Origin of the sequence: Mesorhizobium sp. L-8-10 (genome assembly GCF_016756635.1) — a bacterium.
In the GTDB taxonomy this organism is placed as follows: domain Bacteria; phylum Pseudomonadota; class Alphaproteobacteria; order Rhizobiales; family Rhizobiaceae.
In genome coordinates, this window is the sequence record NZ_AP023263.1 from 5,374,412 (window position 1) to 5,392,929 (window position 18,518).

General features: G+C 64.7%; 17 protein-coding genes. 4 read left to right on the forward strand and 13 right to left on the reverse strand.

The features are described from left to right. Positions 1 to 31 precede the first annotated feature (31 nt). Complete coding sequence (locus JN280_RS24925; protein ID WP_106727353.1) at positions 32 to 172, forward strand: DUF1127 domain-containing protein; 141 nt, start codon at positions 32 to 34, stop codon at positions 170 to 172. Between the two features lie 197 nt (positions 173 to 369). Here JN280_RS24925 and JN280_RS24930 read toward each other — a convergent pair whose 3' ends face one another. Next, positions 370 to 918 carry a hypothetical protein gene (locus tag JN280_RS24930; RefSeq protein WP_202306255.1) on the reverse strand — a complete coding sequence of 183 codons (549 nt, stop codon included), beginning with the start codon at positions 916 to 918 and terminating at the stop codon, positions 370 to 372. Between the two features lie 376 nt (positions 919 to 1,294). On the opposite strand from JN280_RS24930, the gene trmFO reads away from it, so the two are divergent. Together trmFO and JN280_RS24940 are read left to right on the forward strand one after the other, a co-directional pair. Beyond that, positions 1,295 to 2,704 (forward strand): methylenetetrahydrofolate--tRNA-(uracil(54)-C(5))-methyltransferase (FADH(2)-oxidizing) TrmFO, encoded by a 1,410-nt coding sequence (trmFO, locus tag JN280_RS24935; protein WP_202306256.1) that lies wholly within the window; start codon positions 1,295 to 1,297, stop codon positions 2,702 to 2,704. Positions 2,705 to 2,732: 28 nt separating this feature from the next. Continuing rightward, a complete protein-coding gene (locus tag JN280_RS24940) occupies positions 2,733 to 3,584 on the forward strand; it encodes a crotonase/enoyl-CoA hydratase family protein (RefSeq protein WP_202306258.1) in 852 nt (283 codons plus the stop codon). Between the two features lie 54 nt (positions 3,585 to 3,638). Here the strand turns inward: JN280_RS24940 and JN280_RS24945 are convergent, their stop codons facing one another. The 6 genes from JN280_RS24945 to yajC form a co-directional block, all read right to left on the reverse strand. After that, positions 3,639 to 4,589 carry a sterol desaturase family protein gene (locus tag JN280_RS24945; RefSeq protein ID WP_202306261.1) on the reverse strand — a complete coding sequence of 317 codons (951 nt, stop codon included), beginning with the start codon at positions 4,587 to 4,589 and terminating at the stop codon, positions 3,639 to 3,641. Positions 4,590 to 4,591: 2 nt separating this feature from the next. Beyond that, on the reverse strand, positions 4,592 to 5,023 hold the full coding sequence (locus tag JN280_RS24950) for a hypothetical protein (RefSeq protein WP_202306262.1): 432 nt from the start codon (positions 5,021 to 5,023) through the stop codon (positions 4,592 to 4,594). Positions 5,024 to 5,100: 77 nt separating this feature from the next. Further along, complete coding sequence (locus JN280_RS24955) at positions 5,101 to 5,943, reverse strand: phytoene/squalene synthase family protein (RefSeq protein ID WP_202306263.1); 843 nt, start codon at positions 5,941 to 5,943, stop codon at positions 5,101 to 5,103. Positions 5,944 to 5,954: 11 nt separating this feature from the next. After that, positions 5,955 to 6,353: an Mth938-like domain-containing protein gene (locus JN280_RS24960; RefSeq protein WP_202306264.1), complete on the reverse strand. Its 399-nt coding sequence runs from the start codon at positions 6,351 to 6,353 to the stop codon at positions 5,955 to 5,957. 7 nt (positions 6,354 to 6,360) lie between these two features. Beyond that, complete coding sequence (gene secDF / locus JN280_RS24965; RefSeq protein WP_202306265.1) at positions 6,361 to 8,922, reverse strand: protein translocase subunit SecDF; 2,562 nt, start codon at positions 8,920 to 8,922, stop codon at positions 6,361 to 6,363. A 48-nt stretch (positions 8,923 to 8,970) separates the two neighbouring features. Then, complete coding sequence (gene yajC / locus JN280_RS24970) at positions 8,971 to 9,309, reverse strand: preprotein translocase subunit YajC (RefSeq protein ID WP_202306266.1); 339 nt, start codon at positions 9,307 to 9,309, stop codon at positions 8,971 to 8,973. Positions 9,310 to 9,585: 276 nt separating this feature from the next. Here yajC and JN280_RS24975 point away from each other — a divergent pair, with 276 nt between their 5' ends. Beyond that, a complete protein-coding gene (locus JN280_RS24975; RefSeq protein ID WP_202306267.1) occupies positions 9,586 to 10,464 on the forward strand; it encodes an ATP-binding protein in 879 nt (292 codons plus the stop codon). A 186-nt stretch (positions 10,465 to 10,650) separates the two neighbouring features. Here JN280_RS24975 and JN280_RS24980 read toward each other — a convergent pair whose 3' ends face one another. The 6 genes from JN280_RS24980 to JN280_RS25005 form a co-directional block, all read right to left on the reverse strand. Further along, positions 10,651 to 12,177, reverse strand: coding sequence for a peptidoglycan DD-metalloendopeptidase family protein (locus JN280_RS24980; RefSeq protein ID WP_202306268.1), 1,527 nt, complete (start codon positions 12,175 to 12,177; stop codon positions 10,651 to 10,653). A gap of 380 nt (positions 12,178 to 12,557) precedes the next feature. Continuing rightward, on the reverse strand, positions 12,558 to 13,688 hold the full coding sequence (locus JN280_RS24985; RefSeq protein ID WP_202306269.1) for a M20/M25/M40 family metallo-hydrolase: 1,131 nt from the start codon (positions 13,686 to 13,688) through the stop codon (positions 12,558 to 12,560). A 42-nt stretch (positions 13,689 to 13,730) separates the two neighbouring features. Then, positions 13,731 to 14,894: a M20 aminoacylase family protein gene (locus JN280_RS24990; RefSeq protein WP_202306270.1), complete on the reverse strand. Its 1,164-nt coding sequence runs from the start codon at positions 14,892 to 14,894 to the stop codon at positions 13,731 to 13,733. Positions 14,895 to 14,930: 36 nt separating this feature from the next. Then, positions 14,931 to 16,592, reverse strand: coding sequence for an ABC transporter ATP-binding protein (locus tag JN280_RS24995; RefSeq protein WP_202306273.1), 1,662 nt, complete (start codon positions 16,590 to 16,592; stop codon positions 14,931 to 14,933). 4 nt (positions 16,593 to 16,596) lie between these two features. Continuing rightward, positions 16,597 to 17,481: an ABC transporter permease gene (locus JN280_RS25000; RefSeq protein WP_202306275.1), complete on the reverse strand. Its 885-nt coding sequence runs from the start codon at positions 17,479 to 17,481 to the stop codon at positions 16,597 to 16,599. After that, positions 17,481 to 18,422, reverse strand: a complete 942-nt coding sequence (locus tag JN280_RS25005) for an ABC transporter permease (RefSeq protein WP_202306277.1) — start codon at positions 18,420 to 18,422, stop codon at positions 17,481 to 17,483. The genes JN280_RS25000 and JN280_RS25005 overlap by 1 nt, the downstream gene beginning before the upstream one ends. Positions 18,423 to 18,518 lie beyond the last annotated feature (96 nt).

Here is an 18,518-nt window from a genome sequence, read left to right on the forward strand (position 1 = left end):
CGTACGAAGCAAAGACGAAACGAGCACTACGATGAACCTGATCCGCAACTACCGTAACTGGCGCCGCTACCGGGAAACCGTTTCCGAGCTGAGCCGCCTGTCGAACCGCGAACTCACCGACCTCGGCATCAGCCGCAGCGACATCCCCTTCGTCGCGCGCAAGTCGATCTGACAGCGAGATTTCGTCAGGACCTTCCTCCTCCCAGGTCCTGGCGGATACGGCCAGCTTTCACCTCCTCCCGATTGCTGGCCGAACAAAACGACACCCGCCGGACCTCCTCCCCCGGCGGGTGTTGTGCATTCAGGGGTACTATAGCGCCCGCGCCGATACCGGCTGCTCCAGGCAAGCCAATCCCGAAAATCCGATCGTCAGTCCAGCGCGCCGCTCGACAGCACGCCGCGCGGCAGCCACTGGCTGAGCGGGATGATGTCAGGCGCGCCGCCCATGGGGGCATACCAGGAATCGACCGCCCATTTGCCGCCGCCCTTCTCGGTGATGACAGCCGTGGAATGCGGGTAGCGGCCGTCGAAGAAGAAACCGCGCGACACGTTCTTCTCGACGGTGTGGTATTTCAAGAGGCCGCGCTTGGCGAGGTAAAGCAACAACGAACGCGTGTTGGTCGATTCGTCGATGCAGTCCATCTGCCCCTTCTGCCCGGATTTGCCGAAACTCGATTTCGGCTGATCGCGAACGCCGATCGTCTGGCCCACCCTATCCTCGAAATACTGATCGGCTTTCGAGATCGCCGCACGCTCCGCCTCGGGCGAAGCGGCGCCCGCCGCCATGATCTCGGCGAAACGGCCGGCGTCGGCCGCGCCGAGGTCGACACGGGTCTTGTGGTAGCAGTCGAAGCCGTGGCACGCATAGATCCGCGCCGTATCGACCTTTTTCAACTCACCCTCGTAGCGACTGGTCACGGAGGTGCATCCGGCAAGGCAGAACAGAACCAGTGGTGCAACAAGGGCAGGAAAACGGCTCCTCATGAACCGATGAGTAATCGGCGGATCGAGTCGCCGCAACGCGCGGTGACGGCAACAACTCGAATTGCCTGGGCACGCGGCAGAAATGCAACAGCCTGTGCGCCATGGCCGGCCCCATTGCCCGAGGAGGCAGCTTCCGCCGCTGGCGGATCGGCCTCATGGAAGCATGCGAGAAAATATCGACGGCACTGACGCGAAGGTTCCCCGTGTGCTTGCCGCCGGGAAGCCCGGCGCTCGGCGATTGGAGCCGCCGGACAGGCATCGACGTCCGGTTTCCTTGCATTTGGCCGTTGCGAGGACTATTCCGGCGGCCATGACGATGAAACCCATCCATGTGATCGGCGGCGGGCTCGCCGGTTCGGAAGCGGCCTGGCAGGCGGCTGAGGCGGGCGTGCCCGTCATCCTGCACGAGATGCGCCCTGTGCGCGGCACGGAGGCGCACAAGACCGACGGGCTCGCCGAGCTGGTCTGCTCCAATTCCTTCCGCTCCGACGATGCCGAGACAAATGCCGTCGGCCTGCTGCATGCCGAGATGCGGCTTGCCGGCTCGCTGATCATGCGTTCCGGCGACGCCCATCAGGTGCCGGCCGGCAGCGCGCTCGCGGTCGACCGCGACGGTTTTTCCGCTGATGTGACCGAACGCATCGAGGCCCATCCGCTGATCACGATCGAACGCGGCGAAGTGGCCGGCCTGCCGCCCGAGGACTGGGACCTCGCGATCATCGCCACCGGCCCCCTCACCGCGCCTTCGCTCGCCGAGGCGATCCGCAGCGCCACCGGCGCCGACGCGCTCGCCTTCTTCGATGCGATCGCGCCGATCATCCATTTCGACACGATCGACATGGATACCTGCTGGTTCCAGTCGCGCTACGACAAGGTCGGCCCGGGCGGAACGGGCAAGGACTATATCAACTGCCCGATGGACAAGGACCGGTACGAGGCTTTCGTGCAGGCTCTGCTCGATGGCCAGAAGACCGAGTTCAAGGAATGGGAAGGCACGCCCTATTTCGACGGCTGCCTGCCGATCGAGGTGATGGCCGAGCGGGGGCCAGAGACGCTGCGCCACGGGCCGATGAAGCCGATGGGCCTGACCAACGCCCATGATCCATCGGTGAAGCCCTACGCGGTCGTGCAACTCCGCCAGGACAATGCGCTCGGCACGCTCTACAACATGGTCGGCTTCCAGACGAAGCTGCGCCATGGCGAGCAGACGCGCATCTTCCGTATGATTCCAGGACTGGAGAATGCCGAATTCGCCAGGCTCGGCGGCCTGCACCGCAACACCTACATCAACTCGCCCACGCTGCTTGACGGCACCCTGCAGCTCAAGCGGCGTGCGGGCCTGCGCTTCGCCGGGCAGATCACGGGCTGCGAGGGCTATGTCGAGAGCGCTGCGATCGGGCTGCTGGCCGGCCGGTTCGCGGCAGCCGAGCGTCTTGGCCGACCACTCGCGCCTCCGCCCGCGACGACCGCTTTCGGGGCGCTGCTCAACCACATCACCGGCGGTCACATCGTTTCCGACGACGAGCCCGGCAAGCGCTCGTTCCAGCCCATGAACGTGAATTTCGGGCTGTTTCCGCCGGCCGCCACGCCGAAGCCCGAGGGCAAGCGCCTGCGCGGCAAGGAAAAGACGCTGGCCAAGAAAAAGGCGATCACGGCGCGTGCGATTTCCGACTGCCGCGCGTGGCTCGGGCTGGACACGACGGCCGAAGCGGCCGAATAGTCCGAAGACGCCACTGTCGGGAGGGATGATGGCACCGGAACTCGAGAGCAGCTTCTTCAAGGTCGAATGCGACGGCGGCATCGCCCGCATCGTCATGAACCGCCCCGACAAGGCGAACGGCATGACGCCGGACTTCTGGGCCGACCTGCCGCGATTGCTCGACGCGCTCGGGCAGGACGAGGCGATCCGCTGCGCGATCCTCTCTGGCGAGGGCAAACATTTCACCGGCGGCATGGACCTCGCCGCCTTCTCCGACATCGCCAGGCTGTTCGAGAACGAGCCCGGCCGCGCCGCCTATGCGATGCGCGACCTTATCCTGAGGCTGCAGGACGCCTTCAACGCCATCGAACGCGCCCGCTTTCCCGTCATCGCCGCCGTCCACGGCGCCTGTATCGGCGCCGGCATCGACATGATCACGGCCTGCGACATCCGGCTCGCCAGCGCCGACGCCTATTTCTCGATCGAGGAAATCCATATCGGAATGGCGGCCGACGTCGGAACGCTGCAGCGATTGCCCAAGCTGATCGCGCCGTCGATCGCCGCCGAGCTCGCCTATACCGGCCGGCGCTTCACCGCGGCCGAGGCGAAGGCGTTCGGCCTGCTGAGCCAGCTTGCCGACGACCGCATGAGCCTCATGGAAGGCGCTCATGCTCTGGCCGCCTCGATCGCGAAGAAGTCGCCGCTGGCGATCGCCGGCATCAAGCGCAACCTCGCTTATGCCCGCGATCATTCCGTTGCCGACGGGCTCGACTATATCGCGACCTGGAACGGCGGCATGCTGAGGGCGAACGATCTGATGACCGCGCTGCAGGCGAAGATGGCGAAATCCGAAGCCGTTTTCGCGGACTTCGTCCCGACGAGGAAGGACAGCGCCACCTGATCGGAGCCGTCTCCTGTCAAGAGCTCCGACCAAGCGACCGCCCCGCTCCGCCAGTCACTCGGCCGGCCCGAGGCTCGCTTCCGGCAGTCCGGGCTTGCCGGCTTCCGCCGGGTTGCGCCTGACATAGGCAGCCTTGAGGCTCTGCGAGGTCTCCCGCGAGCCGTCATGGCTCCAGCCGGGCGGCGCGAAGAGATAGCCGAAGCGCTGGCGAAAGCTCAGCCCGGGCGCGAACGCGTCGCGTAACATGCCGATCCACTCGTGAAAGGCGACCTTCAGCGGATTGAAGGTTCCGAGGTTCTTCACGATACCGTAGCGCGGCCGGTCCTCCGGCAGTTCCTCGACGAAGGTGCCGAACATGCGATCCCATATGATCAGCGTCCCGGCATAGTTGGCGTCGAGATAGCGCGGGTTGGTGGCGTGATGGACCCGATGATGCGACGGCGTGTTGAAGATGAACTCGAACCAGCCCCACATCCTGCCGATCGTCTCGGTGTGGATCCAGAACTGCCAGACGAGGTTGAAACCGAAGACGAAAGCGATGACCGCCGGATGGAAGCCGAGCAGCACGAGCGGCGCCTGCAGTACGAACATGCCGGTGAACAGGCCCGTCCAGCTCTGCCGCAGGGCGGTCGACAGATTGTAGTGCTGGCTGGAATGATGATTGACGTGCTCCGCCCAGACCCAGCGCACCCGGTGGGCAATGCGGTGGTACCAATAGTAGCGCAGGTCGTCGAACAGGAACGCCGCGACGAAGACCCAAAGCGAAAGACCGAGATCGAAGAAGCGGAACTGCCAGAGCCACAGCAGCGCCTGGTACGACACGACACCGAGCAGGATGCCGGCGGCGACGTTGCCGGTACCCATCATCAGGCTGGTGAAGGTGTCGCGCGTCTCGAAGGCTCCTTTCGCCCGACCGGTTCTGACCAGCCAGAGTTCGATCAGGATGGCGGCGACAAAGAACGGAATGGCGTATTGGGTCACGCTGGGAAAGTCGTAGCTCTCCATGCTCAGGCCTCCTGGCTTTCCCTTTGCCCTGCCGCATCGAGCGCGGCGGCGACCGCTCGCGCTTCGCTCTCCTGCGCGAAGGTGAAATGGCCGCCCGTCCAGGTGAAGTCGCGAAAGCGGATCGACACCGTGGCGGGAGGCCGCAACGTCACTGCCGCGACGTCCTTCGGCGCCGTCATGCGGGTGAAATAGCCGTCGCCGAAACTCTGGACGATGCCGGTGCGTCCGCCGGAAAGCGCCAGGAATGCCGACATGCGGTCGGTGGTGATCGCCACATGGCCTGGTAGCTCGTCGGGAAAATCCTGCTGAAACAGTTGGCGCGCATGATCGTCGCCGCCGATGGTCGCGACCCTGCTGCCGCCTGTCAGGTGAACGGCGACCACGACAAGCGCTATCCCGACCACCACGATGGCGATCAGCACCGGCAAGGTCATAAAGTGGTTTCCTCCCTGGCCGCTTCTACGGCATTTTCCGACGCTAGCACGATTGACGTTTACGTCAAAGGCGTGGATCAACGCCAGCCGCTGGATGCGGCGCGCAGCATGATCCAATGGCGCCGCAAGTCCGAGATACCCGCCGAAGTTTCCAGCGCCGCCGCCGGGTTGCGGGAAAGCTTCGAAAGATAGGCCGGAACCACAGCGAGCGGCAGGAAGGCCGGCCGCAGGCCGGGCGGCAGATCGGGCGCATTCTTCAGGAAAGCGGCGAGATGATCGCTTGCGAGCGCGACCGTCGCCTCGACGGCATGTCGCGCCGAACCATCCGGCGCTCCCGCCAGGAATTCTTCGGGCGACATGCCGGCTGAAGCGAGAATGTCGCGGGGCACATAGCACTGCCCCCTCGCCCGGTGAATCGGCAGGAGCCGCAGAAGGCCTGTGATGGCAAGCGCGCAGCCGGCGTGGCCGGCAAGCTTCGTATGCGCCGGGGCCGCGGCCGGATCGAGGATCAGCGCGGCGAGTTGGATGATTGCCGATGCCGTTTCCCCGCAATAGCCCTCGAGATCGACGCGGCTCGGCATCGGGTCGTCATAGAGGTCGAAAATGCGCGCCTCGAGATAGTTGTGGAAGGCGGACCGGGGCAGATTGTGAAGGCGGATGGTCTCGACGAGCGCCGCGGCGACCGGATGCCCCTCGCCAGCCCCTTCAGATGCCGCCAGCACATCCCGCCACCATTGCAGCCTTATCTCGCCCGGCAACGCCTCGCGGATCCGGTCGCGTATGGCGGCGATCTCGGCGTTGAAGGCATAGAGGGAAAACAGCGCATCGCGCTTGCCCTCCGGCGCGTAGAGGACGGAGAGGTAACGATCGCGGTCGGCCGCGCGCAGCGTCGCGGCGATCTGGCCGGCTGGTTTGCTCACCCGGCTGGCTCCTAGTCGACCGCGATCAGCGCCGCGGCGACCGCCCTGTCCTCGGCAAGCAGCACGTTGTAGGTGCGCACGGCGGCTCCCGTCGACATCGGATCCGCCGAGATCCGCACTTCCTTGAACGCGGACCAAAGGTCCTTGGCGAGCGGGCGCAGTTCCCTGCCCGTGCCGACGAGAAGGATTTCGATATCGGCAGCCTCGGCCAGAAGCCGCTCGAAATCCGATGCGGTGAGCGCCGCCGGATCGGCCGGCTCCCAGCCATGGATCCCGGACGGAAGGCACAGGATCGAGCCCCGGTGGGACATGTCGGCGAAACGGAAGCCGCCATTGCCGTAGGCATCGATCGGGGCGCGGCCGGGAAAATGTGCCTCGCGGATAAGGATTCCTCGGGAGCGCCCGGTCATGGCAAGGTCACGTCTTCGACGGCTGCGCCGTCGTCTCAATCCTGTTCTTGCCCTGCTCGTCCGTGCCGAAACTCCCCGGCCGGAGCTTGAACAGGATCAGGAGCGGTCCAGCCACGAAGACCGACGAGTAGGTGCCAACGAGGATGCCGAAGATCATGGCGAAGGTGAAGGAACGGATGACCTCTCCGCCGAACAGATAGAGCGCGATCAGCGCGAGAAGCGTGGTCAGACCGGTCAAGATCGTACGCGACAGCGTCTGGTTCATCGACAGGTCGAGCAAGTCCTCGATCGGCATCTTCTTGTATTTGCGCAAATTCTCGCGCACGCGGTCATAGACCACGACCGTGTCGTTGATCGAATAGCCGACGATGGTGAGGATCGCCGCGATGCTGGTGAGATTGAACTCCAGGCCGGACAGCACATAAAGCCCGATCATCATGATCACGTCGTGCACCGTGGCGATCACGGCACCGAGGCCGAACTGCCATTCGAAACGGAACCAGATGTAGATCAGCATGGCGACGAGCGAGGCGAGCACGCCCATCGTTCCTTTCCAAGCCAGTTCCGCGGAGACCGTCGGCCCCACCGATTCCACGCGACGGAACTCGTAGTCATCCTCAAGGGTGAGGCGCACCTTTGCCACGACGCTCTGTTCGGCATTGTCGCCTGCCTGCTGGCCCTCGACGCGGATGAGCAACTCCCGGTCCGAGCCGAACTCCTGGACCTGAACGTCGCCCAGGTTGAGCTCGGCCAAGGCAGCGCGCACGGCCGCCGTGTCGGCGCGTTCTCCCTTGGATTGGACCTCGATGCTGGTTCCGCCACGGAAATCGATGCCGTAGTTCATCTGCATAGTGAAGAACAGCACCACGCACGCGATGGACATCGCCGAGGACAAGGTGAAAGCGTAGCGCCGCCAGCCCATGAAGGGCAGCGTGGTGTTGTCGGGAATGAAGCGGACGAGTCCGTTCGGCAGTTCCTTGGGTTTGTAGTAGCGCAGCCAGAGCGCCACCAGCCATCGCGTCAGCGTGAAGGCCGTGAACACCGTCGTCACGATGCCGATGCCTAGCGTGACCGCGAAACCCTTCACCGGCCCAGAGCCGAGGAAGAACAGGATGACCGCCGCGATGAAGGTCGTGAAGTTGGCGTCGACGATGGTCGCCAGCGCGCGGGCAAAACCCGAATCGAGCGACTGGACGAGCGAGCGGCCCTGCGCGCGCTCCTCCCGAACGCGCTCGTAGATGATCACGTTTGAATCGACCGCCATGCCGACGGTGAGCACGATGCCGGCGATGCCGGGCATCGTCAGGGTCGCACCGAGCGCGGAAAGGATGGCGATGATCAGGGTGACGTTCGCGGCGAGCGCCACATTGGCGATCAGCCCCAGCCTGCCATAGGCGGCCAGCATGAAGCCGACGACGAGGATGCCGGCGATGACGGAGGCGAACTGGCCGGCTTCGATGGAGTCGGCGCCGAGGCTCGGACCGACAGTCCGTTCCTCGACGATCGTAAGGTCGGCGGGCAGCGCGCCGGCACGCAGCAGCACGGCCAGGTCGTTCGCGCTTTCCGGGCTGAAGTTTCCGGAGATCTGGCCCGAGCCGCCGAGGATCGGCTCGTTGATGCGCGGCGCCGAAATCACATGGTTGTCGAGGATGATGGCAAACAGCCTGCCGACATTCTGCTGGGTCGCCTGGCCAAAGCGCGCCGCCCCTTTGGTATCGAAGCGGAACGTCACCACCGGTTCGTTCGTCCGCTGGTCGTAGCTGGGCTGCGCTTCCACCAGATTCTCGCCCGAGACGATGACCCGGTTCTCGATCAGGTAGGGTTCGGGCGGATCATCCTGCGAATACATCACGCTGGAGCCCGCCGGCGGCCGCCCCTCGATAGCCTCCTGGACCGACATCGACTGGTCGACCATCTGGAAGGTCAGCTTTGCGGTCTGGCCAAGGATCTCCTTGAGCCGTGTGGGGTCCTGCAGGCCGGGAACCTGAACGAGGATGCGGTCCGCTCCCTGCCGCTGGATGATCGGCTCGGTCGTTCCCAGTTCGTTGACGCGCCGTCCGAGAACCTCGATCGACTGGGTGACGGCGCTCGATACGCGATAGTCGATGCCCTCGTCGGTGAGCGTATAACGCAACAGGCCCGGCTCCGGCTCGTCGAGCGTCAGTTCGTTGATGGCGCTCGTGCCGAAGACACCCGCCGAGACCGGCTGCAGGAGCTGCGCCAGCGCCTCCTTGGCGGCGTCGAGCTCATTGGCCTCGCGGATGCGCACCTGCACGGTGCGACCGGTGCCCGAGAGCCCCGTATAGCCGATCCTGGCATCGCGCAGCAGCGTACGGATATCGTCGCGGGTGACGTTCAGCCGCTCGTTGACTAGGTCCTGGCGGTCGACGGCCAGAAGGATATGGGAGCCGCCCCGCAGGTCGAGGCCGAGCGTCATCGGACGCTTCGGCATCCAGTCCGGCATCGTGTCGAGGGTCGATTGGGGAAGTGCATTGGGCAAGGCGAAGATCACGCCGAGCAGCACGATCAGCCAAATCGAGATTGTCTTCCAGCGCGAAAAATAGAGCATCTTGCCTCGTCGGATCAGGCGGAGAGCAACCGGGCTCCGCCCGGGAAATTACTTCTTGGCGTTCTGGTTCGCGACCGGCTCGCCCTTCACGCGGACATCCGCGATGGTCGAGCGCAACGCCGTCACCTTCAGGCCGTTGCCGAGGTCGACTTCCAGTTCGTTGTCATCGATCACCTTGGTGACCTTGCCCACGAGACCGCCGCCCGTGACCACGGTGTCGCCGCGCCGGATCGCCGACAACATCTCGCCGCGCTTCTTCAACTGCTGACGCTGCGGCCTGATGATCAGAAAATACATGATCACGAAAATCAGGACAAACGGCAAAATACTGATGAACATATCGGGGGTGCCACCCACACCTTGCGCATAAGCCGGCGTCACGAACATGGAAAACTCCTGAGACGGAAAACGGGGCCGAACCCGGCCCCCTCAAAGGTGGCCGGAATATAGTCGGTCATACCTGCTTTGCAACCGCGCTCACCCTGATCCAGGGCGGTTTTCGGCCGGATTTCCACGTGATAGAGCGCCCCAGGTCCGTCTCCAGGCGCGAAGAGCGGCTCTGCCCCGTCGACCGGAGCGCTGTGCCTATCGAAAACGATTCCGATTTCCCGGCCGATGCGGTAGACGCTTGGCCGCCATTCATATGTCAGGAATCCGCTCCAGATGCCTCAGAAAAACAACGAGACGCTCGAACATAAACTCGACCGGCTGATCGAGGCGGTGGCGAGGCTTGCGCCGCGACAGACGCCCGAACCGGATTTCGACGCAGCGGATTGTTTCGTGTGGGCGGCAGATCCCGGCGAACTCGAACCCGTCCGTCGCGTCAACCGCGTCGACATCAGACTGATCAAGGGCGTCGACCGCGTCCGCGACATACTGGTCGACAACACCGAACGCTTCGCCGCCGGCCTGCCGGCCAACAACGTGCTGCTGTGGGGGGCGCGCGGCATGGGCAAGTCGTCGCTGGTCAAGGCCGCTCACGCCCGCATCAATGCGGCACACGCCGACGGGAAGAGTCCGCTGAAGCTGATCGAGATCCACCGCGAGGACATCGACACGCTGCCGAAGCTGATGTCGCTCCTGAAGCAGGCGCCCTATCGCTTCGTCCTGTTCTGCGACGACCTGTCCTTCGATCATGACGACACGTCATACAAGTCGCTCAAGGCCGCGCTCGACGGCGGCGTCGAGGGCCGGCCGGCCAATGTCATCTTCTACGCCACGTCGAACCGGCGCCATCTCTTGCCGCGCGACATGATCGAAAACGAACGCTCGACGGCGATCAACCCGTCCGAGGCGGTCGAGGAGAAGGTCTCGCTCTCCGACCGGTTCGGCCTGTGGCTCGGCTTCCACAAATGCTCGCAGGACGAATATCTGGAAATGGTCGTCGGCTATGTCCGCTATCACGAACTGGAGATCGATCCGGAGACGCTGCGGGCCGAGGCGCTGGAATGGGCCACGACGCGCGGAAGCCGGTCGGGCCGCGTCGCCTGGCAGTTCACGCAGGACCTCGCCGGCCGGCTGGGCCAGCCGCTGAAGGACTGAAGGTCCTTCGCTACCGTCCGTCACAGATAGCCGGTGATCTCCGGCGCCCTGCCGACGGAGTCAATCCGGCCGTCAGCGGCAATATCAGCGCAGCTTGACGGCCGAACCAAATGCGGAATTGATCCGAGGCTGAAGGGGCGTGCCGACCGCAATTCTCAGTTCCGAACGGGCTGCCGCCCCAGCGAGCTATTCGAGGAAAGTTTTCGGATCGACCGGAGCCGAGTTCTTGCGGACCTCGAAATGCAGCTTCGGGGAGTCGGCCGACCCGCTCATGCCCGACGTCGCGATTTCCTGCCCACGCTTGACCTTCTCGCCACGCGTGACCTTCAATTCGCTGGCATGTCCGTAGACGGTGACCAATCCGTCCTCGTGGCGGACAAGGACGGTGTTGCCGAATTCCTTTAGACCGTCGCCCGCATAGATGACGACGCCATTCTCCGCTGCCTTGACCGGCGTGCCCTCGGGCACCGCGATGTCGATGCCGTCATTGGCCTTGCCACCGCTGTTGCCGCCATAACCGGTGATGACGCGGCCACGCACCGGCCAGCGCATCCGGCCGATGCCTGTCGAGTCTGGTGCGGCCGAAGCTTCCTGCTCCGCGTCCTCTATGACCCTCTCGGCTTTCCTGGGCTCGGCTTTCCCGGGCTCGGCTTTCCTGGGCGGCGTGTAGGCAGCCACCTTTTCAGCGGCGGCTTCCTTGGCAGGGGCTGCGGTGCTGGTGACGACGGAATCGACCTTTGCCGGCTTCGCGCTCGCCGTCTGAGTAGCCGCTCCGGGAATGGTGAGCTTCTGGCCGACGCGTATCAGCCCATCCGTCATGCCGTTGGCGCTCTTGAGGGCCGCGGTGCTGACCCCGGTCTTTCTCGAGATCGCGGCCAGCGTATCGCCCTGCTTCACGGTGTAGCTGCCAGACGCATCGGTCGGCGCGGCGTTCGCGGAGGCGGCCCCGCTCTCCTTCAGTTTGGGTTCTTGCGGCAGCACCGCAACGTTGTCCGTCGGCCTGCGGGTCGGCACCTTGTCGGCGGGCAGGTCGCTCTTCATCCCGCGCGACGATTTCGCGTCGGCGACATTGGGATTGCTATCGGGCGCCGAGACAGGCGACTTGCTGGAATAGACATAGGTCGGGATGACGACTTTCTGCCCCGCGCGCAGCGCGCTCGCACCGGAGAGGCCATTGACCCGCATAAGAACGTCGGCCGGCACGCCGAACCGGCGCGAGAGATTGTAGACGGTCTCGCCTTCCCTGGCCGTGATCTGCGTGCCGCCGGCTCTCGACCAGCCCGCCACCTCCTCGGCCGCGGCCGCGGCCTGCGGCTTCGCCGCCTCGATCGCGCTGCGATCCGGAGGCGTCACCGCCGCCGTCAGCGTCGGGGCCGGCTGGGTCGGCTTGGCGGCCCCTGCTCCGCTGGGCGGCGCGAGGTCGCCCCGGCTGACCGAACCGGCCGCGACGTCGACGGGGGTCGGCGCCGCCTGCGCAACCGAACCGGCCGGGTTGCCGTGGACCGCTGCGGACTGCGCATCGCCCGGATAAGGCTGGCTCTGCGGCTTTATGATCGAGCGCTGGTTGTCCGTCGAGGCAGTGAAGATGCCATCGACGCCATCGCTGAACCGCATCGCGCTCGAACTGCACCCCGTGGCGAGACCACCGACCACCAGGATCGCGGCGCCGCGCGCCAGGAAACGCCTATTGACCTTGAGAATACTGAATCGCATCGCCAGACCCACGCGTACCCGAATACCGAATTGAGCATGATTAAAGCGCGTTAATCTTACTGGTCGGTTAAGCAGTCATCCCGACCCGGTCCGGATGGAAGGGTTTCCGGTGCTTTTGAGGTCTTCCGGCCGCAGAAAAGCTCCGGAATCGCAAAAAACGTCGGTCGGGCATCAATCGCCCGGCACGACGCTGACATGACATCGTCTTGCTCCCCTCGCCGTCGCCCGCGATTCGCCGGCTCTTTCGCCGATCACGGACGATAAATCGAGTACCGTGGGATCGAGAACCGGGGGATCGACGACCGGCACGCGGTTCCCGCTACAGGTCGACGGTCCGCCCCGCCCGGGCCAGAGGCTTCGGCTCTCGTTCCCGTGGCACCTCAGGCCAACCGCGTCAGCAGCCCCGCCACGAGTTGCGCCCGCTCCACGAGGCTGTCGATCTCGATATGCTCGTTGAGCGTGTGCAGGCCGGCGCCCCGCACGCCGATCGAATCGAGTGTCGGGATCCCAAGCGCGCCGGTGAAGTTGCCGTCCGAACCGCCACCGGCACTGGCATGGGTGAGCTCGAAGCCGATCTCCCCGGCGATCCGCCGGGCGATCTCGTACACCTCCATCGTGCCCGCGTCGGGCTCCCACACCGGCCGGGTGACGCCGCGGGTGACTTCGATCGTCACGTCGTTTTCCTCACCCGAGAGGGCCAGCATGCGCCTGACGCCCTCGTCCAGGTCGGCCTGGCGCTTGGCCATGGAGAGCACTTCCGCGTCGCAGGAGGAGGAGACGCAATTGACCCATTGGCCGGCATGAACGACACCCACGGAGAAGGTGCAGTCCTCGCCGGTCATTTGCTCGATTTGCAGGATCTTGCGGGCCATGGCGGCTATCGCCGAACGGCCGTCCTTCAGAGCCCATCCAGCGTGGCTCGGCCGCCCGGTGGTCTTCACATTGAAGCGGGCAATGGCATAGCGGCCGGTGACGGCCCCACCGTCCGGGCGCGCGGGCTCCGGCACGAGGACGAACTTGTTCTTGCGCGCCTCCATCTCGATCAGCTCGCGTGTCGAGGGCGTACCGACCTCTTCGTCGGGCGTGAAAAGCACGGTGACGGGCAGCGGCGTCCCGGTGCCGGTCAACGCCAGCTGGCGCAGGGCCTCGACGCTCACATAGTTGCCGCCCTTCATGTCCTGGATGCCGGGGCCATAACAACGGCCACCTTCGATGCGCCAGGGATTCTTCGCGAGCGTGCCGACCGGGTGGACGGTGTCGAGATGACCGGAGATCAATATGCCGGGCTTACCGAAGTCCTTGTGGGGAAAGCGCGCCCGCACCGAGCCGCCGAACCCCATGCGGCCGGGTATGCGCTCGATCTCGGCACCGGCCGCTGCCAAGTCGTATGCCGCAAGGTCCATCACGCGGTCGACGGCGGCGGCGTCGAAGGTCGGGCTTTCGCATTCGACCCAGGGCTTGAGCCCGGCAAGCATCGTATCGGTATCGAATGGCAGTTGCCTGAAATCCATGAAATCGGTTCCTGATCCTGAAAAGTGTTTACGCCACAGCAATTAGAGCGGCAGCCGCTTCTCGACGATGCGCGCCATGATGCTTGCGCCAACCGGGAGCATGTCGTCGTCGAGGAGAAAGCCGGGATTGTGCACTGGCACGGATCCCTTGTGGCCGAGCGTGCAATAGGCGCCGGGAACGAGTCTGAGCATGTCGGCGAAGTCCTCGCTTCCGGTCACGAGCCCTTCGGTGATGGTCGCGTTCTCCTCTCCCACGATCTCGCTCGCCGCCTCCCGATAGGCCAGCGCAAGCTCGGCGTCGTTGATCAGTACATCGAAGATGGGTCGCAGGTCGGGAACGATCTCCACCTCGTAGCTTGCCGCAGTGCCGGCGCACATCTTCAGGATGCGCTCGTGAATACGGTCCCTTACCTCGCTGGCGAAATAGCGGATCGTGCCGGAGATCACCGCCTTGTCGGGCACCACGTTGTAGGCGGAGCCCGAATGGATCTGCGTCACCGAAAGCACGGCCGGCTGCGTCGGCTCGACATTGCGGCTGACGATCGACTGCAGGCTCTGCACCAGCGCCGTGGCAATGATGATCGGGTCCTTCGAATGATGCGGCATGGCGCCATGGCTGCCCACGCCGTTGATGGTGATGTCGAAGAAGGTCGCGCCCGCCATGGCCGGACCAGGCTTGACGCCGAACCTGTTCGGGTCGGCAAGCGGGTCGTTATGCATGCCGTAGACTTCGTCACAGGGGAATTTCTCGAACAGCCCGTCAGCCAGCATCGCTCGCGCGCCGCCCAGCCCTTCCTCCGCCGGCTGGAAGATCATCACGGCGCGGCCGGCGAAATCGCGCGTCTCGGCCAGATAGCGCGCCGCGCCCAACAGCATCGTGGTGTGGCCGTCATGACCGCAGCCATGGAACGCGCCCGGGTTCTTCGAGGCGTAAGGCAGGTTCGTCAGCTCCGGCATGGGGAGCGCATCCATGTCGGCGCGCAGGCCGACGGTGCGGCCGCCTTCCTTCCTGCCCTTGATGATACCGACGACGCCGGTCTTGGCGAGGCCGGTATGCACTTCGTCCACTCCCCACTTTCTCAGGAGTTCGGCAACGATGCCCGACGTGCGGACCTCCTCGAAACCGATTTCGGGATGCTGATGGAAGTCGCGGCGGATTTCCGTGAGTTCGCCGGCATAGTCAGCGATTCTCGGCAGTACGGGCATGTAGGCTTCCTCCAGAATAAATGTTCCAGCCGCGTGTCAGGCGGTCTGCAATTCGCGGAAATTGGCAAAATCCCAGGCGCGGCCCGGTGCGGCTTCGATCAGCGAGCGCGTATAGGCATGCCGGGGGTTGGACAGAACGTTTGCCGCGCTATCGTGCTCGACGACACGACCGCGCTGCATCACCAGCACCTCATCGCAAATCTGCGCCGCCACGCGCAGGTCGTGCGTAACGAACAGGATGGCGATGCCGAGCTTCTTCTGCAATTCGTCGAGCAGATCCAGGACCTGAGCCTGCACGGAAACGTCCAGCGCTGAAACCGCCTCGTCCGCCACCAATATGTCGGGCTCCATGGCCAGGGCCCGGGCGATCGCCACTCGCTGTCGCTGTCCGCCCGAGAACTGATGCGGATAGCGGCCCACGGCATCGTCCGGCAGGCCGACCAGCTTGAGAAGCTCGACCGCTCGGGCCAGCGCGGCCTTCCTGTCCGTGCCGGTATTGAGCGGTCCCTCGATCAGGCTTCGGCCGATCGTCCAGCGCGGGTTGAGAGAGCGGAACGGATCCTGGAAGACGATCTGAATGTGCTTCCGATAGGGGCGAAGCCGACGCCTCGAAAGCGTCGCGATCTCCCTGCCCGCGACATGGATTTCGCCCTCGGTCGGATCGATCAGCCGCATGATGCAGCGCGCTACGGTCGACTTGCCCGACCCGCTCTCGCCGACGATGCCGAGCGTGCGCCCGCGCGGAATGGAGAAACTCACGCCGCTCGCCGCTCGGGTCGGCTCCCCTCGGCCGAAGACGCCGTGAGAGCCGTAGACCTTCTGCAGTCGGTCCACCGCAAGCACGCCGCTACCCCCGGCCGCGGGCCGGGGCGGGCGAGGCACGAGGCTCGGAACCGCCCGCAACAGCTGCTTCGTATAGTCCTGGCGGGGCTTCCGGAGCAACTCTTCCACCGGCGCATGCTCGACGATCCTGCCAAGCCTCATCACGCAAACCGTGTCGGCGATCTCCGCCACCACGCCCATATCGTGGGTGATGAAAAGCACGGCCGTTCCGTGCTTCTCCTGCAGTTCGGCGATCAGGTTCAGGATCTGCTTTTGCGTGGTGACGTCGAGCGCCGTGGTCGGTTCGTCGGCAATCAGCAGGCGCGGCTCCAGGATCAGCGCCATGGCGATCATGATCCGCTGGCGCTGCCCTCCCGAAAGCTGATGCGGATAAGAACGGTAAATGCGTTCGACATCCGGCAGATGCACCTGATTCATGATGTCGAGCACTCGCGCCTTCTTCTCCCTCGCGGGCAATCTGGTATGCGTGTTCAGCACCTCCTCGATCTGGTCGCCGACCCGCATCACCGGATTGAGCGCCGTCATCGGCTCCTGAAAAATCATGGCGATCTTGCGCGCGCGCATGTCGCGCATGGCCTGCGGGCCCAGTTCCAGGAGGTTCTTGCCTTCGAGGTCGATGCGACCGCCGAGGGCCGCGAGCGCGGCCTTGGGCAGGAGCCCCATGACGGAGAGCGACGTCACGGATTTGCCGGAGCCGCTTTCACCGACCAGGCACACTGTCTCGCCTTGTCGGATCCTGAGCGAAATCTGATCCAGAACGGGCGCGGCGTCTTCGGCTCCGACCAGTCCGACGCTCAGGTCGGTGATCTCCAGCACGATCGGCGCATCGTCGAATTGGCGATTCTTGAACTTCACGGGGTCAGCCCTCACGCTTCTTCAGACGCGGATCGAGAAGATCGCGCGCGGTATCGCCAAGCAGGTTGATGGACAATATGCAGAGCGACAGCATCAGGCCGGGCCAGAAGATCAGCGACGGCTTGAGCTGGAAATAGGTCCTGCCCTCGGCCATGATGTTTCCCCAGGTGGGAATCTCGGTGGAAACGCCCGCGCCGAGAAAAGACAGGATCGCTTCGGTCAGGATCGCCGAGGCGCAGATATAGGTGCCTTGCACGATGAGTGGCGCCAGCGTGTTGGGCATCAGGTGCTGCCAAAGGATCTTCGGCATGGAGGAACCGAGCGAGATGGCCGCCTCGACGTAAGGCTCCTCGCGCACCGACAGCACCACCGAACGGACGAGCCGCACGACACGCGGGATCTCCGGAATGGCGATCGCGGCCATGACCGACCAGATGCTCGGGCCGTTGAGGGCAACGAGCGCCACGGCGAGCAGGATGGACGGGATCGCCATAAGACTGTCCATGACGCGCATGACGATCGCGTCCGCCAGGCGGAAGAAGCCGGAAACGAGCCCTATCAGAAGCCCGACAAGGACGCTCACGACCGCCGTTCCGATGCCGATGAACAACGAGATGCGGCCACCCGTCAGCACGCGCGAAAGGACATCCCGTCCAAAGGCGTCCGTTCCCAGCGGATAGATATCGTTCGGCCCCTTCAGGCGCTGCACCGCGTCCATTGCCATGGGATCGTGGGGCACGATGAACGGGGCGAGCAGCGTCACCAGGACTATCGCGGCGAGTACCGCTGCGGCGATGACGGGGCCTGCGCCGACACGCCAGCGCCGCGGCAGGGCGATCGCGCCGAACAGCCACTGCAGCCGCGCCGCCGGTTGCTGAGAAGCGACCATCAGTAGCGGATCCTTGGATCGATGAAGGTGTAGGACAGGTCGATGACGAGGTTGACGAGCACGTAGAGCGCACTCGTCAGCAGGATCATGCCCTGGATAACGGGGTAGTCGCGCGCCAGTATGGCGTCGACCGTGAGCCGTCCGATCCCGGGGATGTTGAACACGCTCTCGGTGACGACCACGCCGCCGATGAGCAATGCAAAGCCGGTCCCGATGATGGTCATGATCGGCACGGCGGCGTTGCGCAGTGCATGACGGAACAGCACGGCCCTCTCCTTAACGCCCTTCGCGCGAGCAGTGCGGATGTAATCCTCGCCGAGAACATCCAGCATGGAAGCCCGCGTCATGCGGGCGATCAGGGCGACATAGATGGTGGCGAGCGTCAGGGAGGGCAGGATGGCGCGCGCAAGGAACTTGCCGAAGCCCGCGGAGGGCGGCGAATAGCCCTGCACGGGCAGCCAGCGCAGTTCGACGGCGAAGGCATGTATGAACAGATAGCCGATGACGAATACTGGAATGGAGAAGCCGAGCACGGAAAAGGTCATCACCGCGTAGTCGGCCCAGGTGCGATGCCGCCAGGCGGCGAGCACCCCCATCGGTACTGCGATCGCAACGGAAAGCAAGATGGTCAGCACGGCGATGTTGAAGGTCGGCCACATGCGTTGGCCGATCATCTGCGTGACCGGCATGTTGGAGATCAACGAGGTGCCGAGGTCGCCGCGAAGCAGCAATCCGGCCCAGGTGACGAACTGCACGTGGAGCGGTTCGGAGAGGCCGAGCGAGGTGCGTATCCGCTCGAGCTGCGCCGGCGTGGCCATGTCGCCGGCGATGATCGCGGCGGGGTCGCCGGGCGTGAGCCGCAGCAGCAGGAACACGAAGATGGCGACGATGATCATGACCGGGATGACGGCCAGGATGCGCCGAACGATGTAGCCTAGCATGAATGTCGCGCCTGGTTGTCGATGAGGGCGGCCGCCCCGCCAGCGCCCGCTTCTCCACGCATGGCGAGGAGAAGAACGGCCGGGGGCGGCGCCGGA